This window comes from Mesorhizobium sp. M1066, from assembly GCF_040318635.1.
Classification (GTDB): domain Bacteria; phylum Pseudomonadota; class Alphaproteobacteria; order Rhizobiales; family Rhizobiaceae; genus Mesorhizobium.
Window position 1 is genome coordinate 1 of record NZ_JAMYMR010000079.1, and the last position, 10,014, is coordinate 10,014.

The 10,014-nt window shown below is 59.8% G+C and carries 11 protein-coding genes and 1 pseudogene; 9 read left to right on the forward strand and 3 right to left on the reverse strand.

Going from position 1 to position 10,014, the window contains the following annotated elements:
• The first annotated feature begins 71 nt into the window (after window positions 1-71).
• Window positions 72-236: a hypothetical protein gene (locus NKH52_RS34715; protein WP_352658230.1), complete on the forward strand. Its 165-nt coding sequence runs from the start codon at window positions 72-74 to the stop codon at window positions 234-236.
• Window positions 233-922 (forward strand): reverse transcriptase domain-containing protein, encoded by a 690-nt coding sequence (locus tag NKH52_RS34720; protein WP_352736075.1) that lies wholly within the window; start codon window positions 233-235, stop codon window positions 920-922. Before NKH52_RS34715 ends, NKH52_RS34720 begins: the two co-directional genes overlap by 4 nt.
• A 603-nt stretch (window positions 923-1,525) precedes the next feature.
• Here the strand turns inward: NKH52_RS34720 and NKH52_RS34725 are convergent.
• Complete coding sequence (locus tag NKH52_RS34725; protein WP_352611071.1) at window positions 1,526-2,761, reverse strand: ATP-grasp domain-containing protein; 1,236 nt, start codon at window positions 2,759-2,761, stop codon at window positions 1,526-1,528.
• Window positions 2,762-2,947: 186 nt separating this feature from the next.
• Between NKH52_RS34725 and NKH52_RS34730 the strand changes: the two are divergent.
• A pseudogene (locus NKH52_RS34730) lies at window positions 2,948-3,312 on the forward strand (transposase); the annotation flags it as partial.
• A 414-nt stretch (window positions 3,313-3,726) separates the two neighbouring features.
• Here NKH52_RS34730 and hemA read toward each other — a convergent pair.
• The gene (gene hemA / locus NKH52_RS34735; protein WP_352658008.1) at window positions 3,727-4,938 is read right to left on the reverse strand and encodes a 5-aminolevulinate synthase; all 1,212 of its coding nucleotides are present in this window, start codon (window positions 4,936-4,938) and stop codon (window positions 3,727-3,729) included.
• Window positions 4,939-5,373: 435 nt separating this feature from the next.
• Between hemA and NKH52_RS34740 the strand changes: the two genes are divergently transcribed.
• Together NKH52_RS34740 and NKH52_RS34745 are read left to right on the forward strand one after the other, a co-directional pair.
• Complete coding sequence (locus NKH52_RS34740; RefSeq protein WP_352611075.1) at window positions 5,374-5,925, forward strand: GntR family transcriptional regulator; 552 nt, start codon at window positions 5,374-5,376, stop codon at window positions 5,923-5,925.
• Window positions 5,828-6,049, forward strand: a complete 222-nt coding sequence (locus tag NKH52_RS34745) for a GntR family transcriptional regulator (protein WP_352611077.1) — start codon at window positions 5,828-5,830, stop codon at window positions 6,047-6,049. Before NKH52_RS34740 ends, NKH52_RS34745 begins: the two co-directional genes overlap by 98 nt.
• 12 nt (window positions 6,050-6,061) lie before the next feature.
• On the opposite strand, the gene NKH52_RS34750 is transcribed toward NKH52_RS34745, so the two are convergent.
• A complete protein-coding gene (locus tag NKH52_RS34750; protein WP_352658012.1) occupies window positions 6,062-6,814 on the reverse strand; it encodes an SDR family NAD(P)-dependent oxidoreductase in 753 nt (250 codons plus the stop codon).
• Window positions 6,815-7,288: 474 nt separating this feature from the next.
• Between NKH52_RS34750 and NKH52_RS34755 the strand changes: the two genes are divergently transcribed.
• From NKH52_RS34755 to NKH52_RS34770, 4 genes are all read left to right on the forward strand, one after another.
• Window positions 7,289-7,744, forward strand: a complete 456-nt coding sequence (locus NKH52_RS34755; RefSeq protein ID WP_352658024.1) for an SDR family NAD(P)-dependent oxidoreductase — start codon at window positions 7,289-7,291, stop codon at window positions 7,742-7,744.
• Window positions 7,674-8,333: an ATP-binding cassette domain-containing protein gene (locus NKH52_RS34760; protein ID WP_352658015.1), complete on the forward strand. Its 660-nt coding sequence runs from the start codon at window positions 7,674-7,676 to the stop codon at window positions 8,331-8,333. Before NKH52_RS34755 ends, NKH52_RS34760 begins: the two co-directional genes overlap by 71 nt.
• Window positions 8,330-9,304 carry an ABC transporter permease gene (locus NKH52_RS34765; protein WP_352658018.1) on the forward strand — a complete coding sequence of 325 codons (975 nt, stop codon included), beginning with the start codon at window positions 8,330-8,332 and terminating at the stop codon, window positions 9,302-9,304. The genes NKH52_RS34760 and NKH52_RS34765 overlap by 4 nt, the downstream gene beginning before the upstream one ends.
• A partial coding sequence (locus NKH52_RS34770; RefSeq protein ID WP_352658021.1) for an ABC transporter permease occupies window positions 9,297-10,014 on the forward strand: 718 nt, incomplete at its 3' end. The genes NKH52_RS34765 and NKH52_RS34770, both read left to right, overlap by 8 nt.

The following is a 10,014-nucleotide window of genomic DNA, read 5'->3' on the forward strand; positions in this document are numbered from 1 at the left end:
CCACGCGAGTGGCTGCTGCGGATGGTGGCGCACAGGATCGCTGATCGTCGTATCCTACGGCTCATTGGGCTGTGGTTGCGGGCTGCGTCCTTGAGAGCGGCGAGAAGCAAGAGACGGACAGGGGTACCCCGCAAGGGGCGGGCATCAGTCCGCTCCTCGCCAATATCTTCCTGCACTACATCCTCGATCTCTGGGCCACCAATGGCGTCGGCGCCATGCACACGGTCGCGTTGTGATCGTGCGTTACGCTGACGACTTCGTCATGGGCTTTGAGAAGAAGGCCGATGCAGAGGAGATGCTGTTGGCCCTCAAGGCGCGGCTGGCCGGCTTTGGCCTGACACTCCACGAGGACAAGACGCGGTTGATCGAGTTTGGGCGGTTCGCGGCCCTCTCACGACAGCGGCGTGGCGAGCGGCGACCCGAGACCTTCGCCTTTCTGGGCTTCACCCACTACTGCGGGCGGACCCGGGATGGCCGGTTCATCGTGAAGCACAAGACGGAAGGGAAACGCCTGACGCGCAAGCTGACGGCGCTGCGCCAGGCTGCCTGGCGGCTCATGCACGCGCCAATGGCTGCGCAGCACAGGTGGTTCGCCGCCGTTCTGCGTGGACACTACGGATACTACGGCAGGCCGCACAACTACCCAGCGCTCAACGGATTCCATCGGCAAATGCGCCGGATATGGCTACGGTGTCTGAGACGGCGCAGCCAGAAAAGCCGGCGCATGGGCTGGTCGGAGTTCGAGACCCTGACGGCGCGCGTTTCCCCCTGCCAACTCCGCGCATCACTCGAACTTGGGCGCAGGCACGGATATGACGCGGGTTACCCTCGGGAAGAGCCGGGTGCGGGAAATCCGCCCGCCCGGATCTGTGAGGGCGAAAGCCGAATGGCTGAGCTACTCGACCACGACCGCACCTCTTGACTATTGGTTCGGCCCTGGCCGCATGATCCTGCGGTCGAAGGTTGCCCGTTCTGTTGAGAGTACGAGTGTCCGATGAAGGTGTCGGCCGCCTCTTGGAGCCCGTTTCACCGTTGTACCGATCGGATGCGAATGTTTGCCGCGGCTTGATGGGAATGCGCTGACCAAACCGACACGGCCTATCACCGGCCGGAACAGAAGGAATGAACCCGTCTCGATCCGTATGACCGTGGCGCAGGCGGTTTCAGCCTCTTCTCAACTTGAAGTTGCCGCTCGGCGATACACGGAGATATGGCGCGTGGACGCTTGGGTGAAAGCACCTCCCGTCCAATCCCCCCAACGCTCCGCCAACTCCAACCCCACGCACTCCATTACCAGAATGCCCTTCTGGCTTAGGGCCGACGCAGCAGATCGCAGGCAAGTTATTTGAGCTTCGCGTGAAGAGCAGCGGAAATGTATTGTAGACGCAATATATCGTCTCGGGCCGAGCGGTCCACGGCCAATGAGGAGAGACGAATGTAAGGGCCTCGCGGCGGCATTCCCATTCGCTCGCACCACTCTTTGCCACGTGGTCATCCTTGCCGACATAGCATAGGGATAGACATGTTATTCACCAACGGCCGGAAAAGGGGTGATCGACCAATCGATCAAGTCGACGGCGCGCTGAAGGGCACCCTCCGTTTCAGTAAGGCTGGGTGAAGTGGCAATGACATGTCCGATCCGATCTCGGAAATCGCCCTTCCTGACGATCAGCGTCTTGGGTTCAACATTTAATTTGACCTCGGCGACACCTGGTATAGCTGCCGCTTGAGTGTCGCCACCGATCCAGTCTAGGATGCCATCTTGATCGGGAAGCAGGAACCGCGCGGCCGCAGTGTGCGAATGCCTTTTGCGCAGGTTCCATTCCTCGCCAATGACAAGCTTGATGTGCTCGGTGACGAGATCGAGACCGTAAGCCAATTGAACCAGTTGAGGATCGGGCATGCCACCAAGGCGCGGATTGACTTCAATGACGACCGGGCCACGCTTCGTCCACCGGAGTTCAATGTTCGTTGGCCCCCAGCCAATGCCGAGAGCTCGCAAACAGCTCAGCGAAACATCGGCGATGCGCTCACGCTCCTCGTCAGTCAGCAGGGCCGGATAGGTCACCTCACGAATGACGAAATGCGGGAGGGGACCAAAGTCATTGGCGCAAATCCCAACGACCTCATTTCCCATAATATTAGTGCTATAGAACGGGCCCTGTGCGAATTCTTCGACGAGTATTTTCGGCGTAGACCGCCATATGTGCTTTCCGCCCAACAGATAGGTCGTATGTTCGGCTACGTCTTCGACGCTGCGGCACAATCGGACACCGATGCTGCCGCTGCCTACTGCTGGCTTAAGAATCACGGGCAGGCCGATCTCCGCACCCGAGCTTTCTACCTCCGCCGCGTTCGTTGCCAACCGATAAGCAGGTATTGGAACGCCGGCCTGCGCGAGGAGCTGGCGTTGATTGAATTTGTCGCAGCTTCGTTCAGTCGATTCAGGGTTCGGTCCCGGTAGATCGAAATGCCGGCAAAGCTTGCCAACTGTCGCATAGACCGACTCGTCGACGCCCGAAAAGCCTGTGATGCCAGCAATGTCATAGGTCGCACGTAGCCGGGAACATTCGCGGATCAGCGCATCGAGATTGTCAGTATCAACACGGATTGCCTCAATTCCTTCTGTCGCAAGATAGTCGTACCGAGATGGATCGGCCGACAGAGTAATTGGATGAAGACCAAGACGCTGAGCTGCCTGGATGTATAGCAGACCAATGCCACTATGACCTTCAACCAAGATGAGCGCTCTTCTTACCATTGCTGTTACTTCCGATGTTGCGTGTTGTGCGGCGGTCCGAGCGTAAATCGGTATCGACTTTTTCAGCCGTGCCTGACCTCAGACTTGCGGTGAACGTACCATTGTCAACGACTGGCGGTCGTAAAGATCTTGTAAATTGATTTGAAGGATCTGTTGCAACGCTTTGGTTACCGGCGGTGTCGCACGAAATTGGCGCGGCGGACGAAGAGCCTCGATGCCAGGAGCAGTGCGGCGCTGCTCGGCAAGAACGCGCCCAAACCTGTCGCCCTCGGTGATCGGCCGGATGAAAGAGGAGGGACTGCGGACTATGATCGCTGGCAGCGCCGCGACCTCTCGGCCCGCCGCTACGTCTTTATCTGGACAGACGGGCTATCTGCACGCATGGAGGACGATGCGGCCTGCGTGCTGGTCGTCATTGGCGCAGACGCCGGAAGGTCAGAAGGATCTGATCGGCCTCCATGTGGTGTGTGTGAGGTCACCCAGAGCTTGCGCGAGTTGCTAGTCGGCCTGAAGGCCCGCGGACTTCCATCGCCCCGGAGATCGCTGCAGGCGGTGAAGGTAATGCTGCGATCGCCACCCGTCTCGCTTGCTTCTAAAAACGGTGCCATCAGTCTTCATGGCGTATCGCTCCTTCGGGAGGTTCTGGCAGGCTTTGTGACCCGCCTCGATCGCTGCATTCCTCAAACCGTCATCACCCAGCTACCGCCATAGCTCATCAACAGCCTGCCCACTCTTCAACCCACCCAACCCGTCAAATCCTCTGTGCAGAGGTACTAGCGGATATCAGCTCTTTAATGGCATACGACATCCAGCATCTCATCGACGGGATGGACGCCGCCATCGCCGTAACACTGTGGGTGCGCTCCGAGGTCTATTCTTCAAAATGCGCTCAACCACTGGGGTCTGTCCGGCTGGCACCGTCAGGTCTGAGGCTGCGCCGTGCTATCATCCTCTGCATTTTCGCCTCAGGCAACCTTGCCAAGATTGTCCCGCAGTAGAACCTGCCTGAGCGCATCGACGAACGTACGAATATCTGTCGTGCTGTGAGCGGGTGTAACCGTCACCCTGAACCGCTCGGTTCCCGCTGGAACACTCGGCACCAGAATTGGCTGAACGTATATTCCATGCTGATCCAAAAGCTGACGGGACGCTTCCTTACAACGGAATGGATCACCGATCAGCACAGGAATGATGTGGCTTTCAGTCGGCATGACCGGGATGCCCGCCTCTTTCAGCAAGCCGATCAAAAGGTTCGTTTGCCGGCGCAGAGCAATTCGTTCTGAATCTGAACCGCGAAGATGGCGGAGCGCAGCCAGCGCACCCGCCGCCACCGCCGGCGCAAGCGCCGTGGTGAAAATAAAACCAGTCGAGAAGCTTCGTATGCTGTCAACAATGGAAGCCGGTCCGGTCACATAACCGCCCATCGAGCCGAACGCTTTACCAAGCGTCCCTTCGATGATGGTTGGACGACTCATGATGCCACGTTCCGCGGCAATGCCGGCGCCTTTCGGACCGTACATTCCCGACGCATGAACTTCATCCAGAAACGTCATTGCGCCAAATTCGTCCGCTACGTCACAGATCTCTTTGATCGGCGAAATGTCACCGTCCATTGAATACACTGATTCAAAAACAACGATCTTGGGTCTTGCAGGATCTACACTGCCCAGAAGTTCCCGCAAATGCGCAACATCGTTATGCCGGAAGACGCGCTTTTCCGCCCGGCTGTTGCGGCATCCACTGATAATCGAGGCATGGTTGTGTGCGTCGGAAAAAATAACTGTGTTCGGCATCAACGATGCTAATGTACTCAATGATGAATCGTTCGAGCTGAAGCCGGAAACAAAAATCAATCCTGCTTCCTTATCGTGAAAATCCGCAAGCTCCCGCTCCAGCAAGACATGATAATGGTTGGTGCCACCAATGCTGCGGGATCCACCCGATCCTGCGCCGTTGGCATCGATGGCGCGCTTCATCGCCGACAGCACTTTGGGGTGCTGCCCCATGCCAAGATAATCGTTAGTGCACCAAATGGTTACCTCTTTTCGGCCGTCAGGCCCATTGAGCCAGGCCTTAGGGAAGTTGCCAGACTGACGCTCCAGATCGGCAAATTCACGATAGTCGCCGCTGCCTTTGAGTTGTTCGATACGTTCGGCGAAATATTGCACGTAGTCCATGTCAATCTCCTGTGGGGGAACCGTTTTTCGGCGCGCTGAGAGCTGCTTCGTGCACGCCGCCAACGCCCGTCGCATCCTCAACAAACACCAGCAAATTGGATTTCGGCCAACCCGCTTGCCCGGGTTGGGCCGCCGTAATTAGTTGAATAATAAGCCATAAAATTCAAGTAAAATAACCGTTAGTGTTGTTAAATTACTCGTCACAAAAAAATAAAAGTTAAAAATTGTAGGATGCCGGATGGCTCCGCGCGCGAAATCAAAAAACTATATTTGTCAATGATATGTTATAATTGTTGTAATTTTGTGAAATGCCTGCGTTTCAACCTCCGCCCGCCTGATCGGACAGCGTGACGATTTCGACATTGACCTGGGGGGGTCGCTTTCTTCAGCCCTTGTTGGAACCCCGGCCCCCGAATAGAGACGAGGAGAATTCCCATGGGCGTTATGGAGATGCAGCCCGGTGAGGTGGGTAGCCTGTCCGCCCGGATTTACAACAAGGTGCGGGAAGGCCTGATCATCGGCAATTTCGCACCGGGCGATCGCCTCCTCATGCAGGATCTTGCAGAGCAGCTCGGAACCAGCATTACGCCGGTACGCGAAGCTTGTCTGCGGCTCGTCAGCGAGCAGGCGCTCGAATTGCGCTCCGGCAGGTTCGTCGCGGTGCCAGACCTCAGCCGCGCCCGCTACATTCAGATCAAGCTGATCCGCATGGCGCTTGAAGGGCTGGCGACAGAACACGCTGCCGACCATGTTACCCCCGCCGATCTCGAACAGCTTGAGAGCTTCCGCGTCTCATTCGTAAAAAGCGAAAAGGCCGGCAATCTCGAGGAAAGCGCGATCCTCCAATCGCGCTTTCCACTTCGGCGTCTACCGCCTGTCGCGTATGCCGATGCTGATCGGACAGATCGAAAGCATGTGGGCCTCGATGGGGCCAATCCTCAACGTCTACTACCGGGAAATTCCGCGTGGTTGTGCCGGCACGGATGAACATGACCATCTCATCGACGCCTTGAGGGCTGGCAACAAGAAGAAGGCCCGCGAGGCCATCGAGAACGACATCAAGCGGGGCTCGCCGATTCTGCGCTATTTCGAGGAGCGCGGCTGCGACTGAGCTGAACGCCTTCTAACCACCATCGATCTGCGCGACACGCGGCGTGCGCAGGCCGGCCGTTTCCCCGCCGTCTACAGTCACCACCGTGCCGTTGACATAGGTCGATTGATCCGAAAGCAACCAAGCGACGACATCCGCGACCTCTTCAGGGGCACCGAAGCGGTTGGCAGGGATCCGCAGTTCGAGCTGCTTCTTGCGTAGTGCATCGCTTATGATCTCGCCCATCATGCGCGTTTCGATCTGGCCGGGGCAGACAGCGTTGAAGCGGACCTCCTCGCCGAATTCCAGCGCGAGCGCCTGCGTCAGGCCGATGACCGCGGCCTTCGAGGCGCAGTAGGCGGCGAGCCCTTCTTCGCCCGTCTTTCCGGCAATGCTGGCTATGTTGACGACTGAACCCCTCCCGTGCCGCAAGCCTTCCAGCGCATGACGGATGAAGAAAAAGGCGCTACGTGCATTAACCGCCAGGACCTCATCCCAATCGTCCTGGGTGGCGGAGGCGAAGGCAACACGCTTCGACATGCCGGCATTGTTCACGAGGCCCGCGAGCCGGCCGTCGCCAAGTTCAAGCGCGCGGTCAATGACACGGCGGCAATGGTCTTCACGGATGACGTCACCGGCCACGAACGTGACGCCGTGATTGGCGCGTTCGAGCGTCGCGCCCGCTTCTGCATCTCGGCCGGTCGCCACCACTCTGGAACCGGCAGACGCAAGTTTCTCCACGCAGGCCCGCCCTATCCCGTGCGTGGCACCTGTTACGATGATCATTCCAATTCACTCCATTACGTATTGGCAACCGCACGATTTGCGGCGGCTCGCTTCTGGGCCAATGCACCACATCAAAACGATGGAAATGATGATTAGCAACGTGGACGACGGCGCTCAAGCGCCGCTCGACAGAACGGCTAGGTTGGCGATACTGCGCATGATGAGAAGGCGCAGATCCGCCGCGAGTTCGATCGGCTCGAATTGTTGCTCGCCCAGATCAAGCAGATAGAGGCCGAGCGCGACGCCCTATTGACAACCGAAGTCGCCGAAACCCCGGCAGCGACATTGCTCGACCTCAAGACTGGTCTTGTCCTCCGGGGTCCTTGCCGCCGCAAGCGGGATGTTGGTGCAGCCGTCTCGAGTGGCGACCGTATGTGAGCTTGATCAGGCCCGAATCTCCGAGCCGCGTTACGCAATCGGGCCCAGCCTCTGCAGCCAGTCGGAGGACTGTCTTTCTTTGCCGATGCACGTCTCATCGCCTGCGATGCGCGCGACGAAGCGGGCTGCCGGGCGGTCGTCGATGCCGCGCTGGACTTTGGCCGGGGGAAGATCGACGGGCTCGTCAACAATGCACGAATGACGGGGCGGGGCGACTTCTCGTGTGCAAGCCTAGACGGCTGGGATGAGATCATGACTGTGAATGCGCGCTCGGCATTCATGTTCACACGCGTGACACTGGCACGACTTTGCGCGGCGCGCGGCTCCGTCGTCATGATGTCTTCGGTTGCCGGGCTAATGGGGGAGCAAGGGCTTGCCATCTATTCGGCCTGGCTGATCGCCCTGGCTTTATTCGCTGGCGCTGTAGATCAGCGAGGCATAGCTGCTGTCTCCGGCCTCGTCTTTCGTCAAGGGGATCGTGATGCCGGCCGACGGCGGATTGGGAGCAGAGAGATTTGCCGTGTTCGGCTTGGAGCGGGTGACGTCCGGTGAGATCGAGCTCCATGGCGCGGTGGTTCGAGCGCCAGTGCCGCACAGCATCTTGCGTGCCGGACTTTGTTACTATCCGGCTGATCGCGGCGCTGAAGGACTGGCCCTCACCCGCCCGGGCCGCGAGAATGTGACCATGGCCGCCCTGGACGATCCGAGACTGTCCCACGCCGGACTGCTCAAGTCATGGCGCGAGCGCCGGGCCATAGCCGCGCCGTTGAAGACACTGGGGCTGCGACCGATGTGGCCGGAACGCGCGGCGTCGTCCTTTTCGGGAGGAAACCAGCAGAAACTCGTGCTGGCGCGCGGTCTGATGCGCCCGGTCTCGGTCCATATTTTCGATGAACCGACGGTCGGCATCGACGTCGGCGCCAAAAGCGAGGTCTACAGGCTGATGAAAAGCCTGGTGGAGAATGGCGCGGCTATTCTGCTGTCATCGTCCGAACTGCCAGAGCTCGTTCACCTGGCCAACCGCGTCTATGTCATGCGCGAAGGGCGCATAGTCGCCGAACTCAAAGCCGACGGCATCACCGAGGCGACTGTGCTGCGTCACTATTTCGACGCCGAAACCGGCGCCACGGAGGCGGCATGAGCCCTGACACGCTGCGGCGCCGTTTCGTGGAAACTGGCGGGATCGTCATCCTGCTTCTGGTCGTGGTCGCGGCGGCGGCCGCGATCATCGAACCGCGTTTTCTGAACCGCCTGAACATCCTCAACGTCCTGCGCAATTTCTCCTTCCTGGCGGTTCCGGCGATCGGTCAGATGATCGTCATGACCACGGGCGGTTTTGATCTGTCGGTCGGCGCCACCATGGCGTTGGCGTCAGTGGTCACAGCCGCGGCGATGGCCACTTTGCCCGACGCGCATGGGCTCCAGCTGCTGGTGCCGGTAGCGCTGGCCTTGGCCAGCGGCGCCTGTGTTGGCCTGGTAAACGGCACGCTGGTGGCGCGCCTTTCCCTATCACCTTTCATGGTGACATTGGCATCGTTGTCGATCGTCGCGGGACTTACGCTCTATTACACGCAGGGTATCCCGATCTATGGCGTTTCCGACGCTTTCGTCGATGCCATCGGGCGAGGGCAGGTGCTTGGCCTGCCGCCGGTCTTGCTGCTGGCGATCGTGGTGATCGGCATCGCCATCATTCTGCAGCGTCGGACCGCGCTCGGGCGCCACTTCTACGCCGTCGGAGGCAATGTCGGCGCCGCCCGGCTGTCGGGCGTGCGGACTCACCGTGTGCTGATAACCGCCTATGTGCTCTCCGGTCTTCTGGCCGCACTCGCCGGCGTGCTGATCACCGCTCGCATCGGCTCTGGCCAGTCCACGATCGGCGGCACGCTGGGACTGGAGACGATCGCCGCTGCGGTGATCGGCGGCGTTTCATTGCGCGGCGGCTCAGGCCGCGCCGAGAACGTCGCCATGGCGGCGCTGTGCCTCTCAATCATTGCCAATGCGATGAACCTCACGCAGATCGACAGCAAATTCCAGACGCTGGTGCTGGGTTCGGTGCTCATCGGCGCACTGGCTTTCGACCGAATTGTTCAGGGGAGGCGGGCCAATGTCTGATCGTCCAGGCATGGCGGCTCCGGTTGTTCTTGACCGCGCTCGCCCGGACATCCGCCAGTTCGCGGCGCAGGCCAAGCTGCCGGGGCTTGTATTCCTGGCCCTGCTGGTTCTCGGTCTGCTCGACCCGCGTATCGTTTCAAGCGGCAATCTCTGGAACATCGCGATCCAGACCAGTTATCTCGCACTGTTTGCCATGGCGCAGACCATGGTGCTGCTAACGCGCGGCTTCGACCTGTCGCTTGGCTTTACCGTCTCGCTCGTCAGCGTCATATCGGCGATGGTGATGACCGGAAGCGGCGATATGCCCATCCTGTGGGGGATCGCCGCTGGCCTTGGCGTCGGGCTGCTGATCGGCGGGCTGAACGGCGTCCTCATCGCCGGTATCGGCATCAATCCACTGGTGACGACGCTTGGCATGGCCAACATTGTCATGGCACTGGCGTCAACCGTCAGCGGCGGCTTTCCCGTGCCGGGCGTTCCCGAAGCCTTTACGGAGGCCTTGGCGGAGGGACGGCTGATCGGCATTCCGGTGCCCATCCTGTTCGCCGCGCTGTGTTTCGCACTGCTGTTCCTGGTCCTGCGCTTCACCGTGTTCGGGCGCGGCCTGTATCTCATCGGCGCCAACCCTCGCGCGGCGAAGGCGGCGGGCGTTCGCACCGGACGCGTCGTTGCGATCGACTACGTGGTCTGCTCGCTGCTGGCCGCGATTG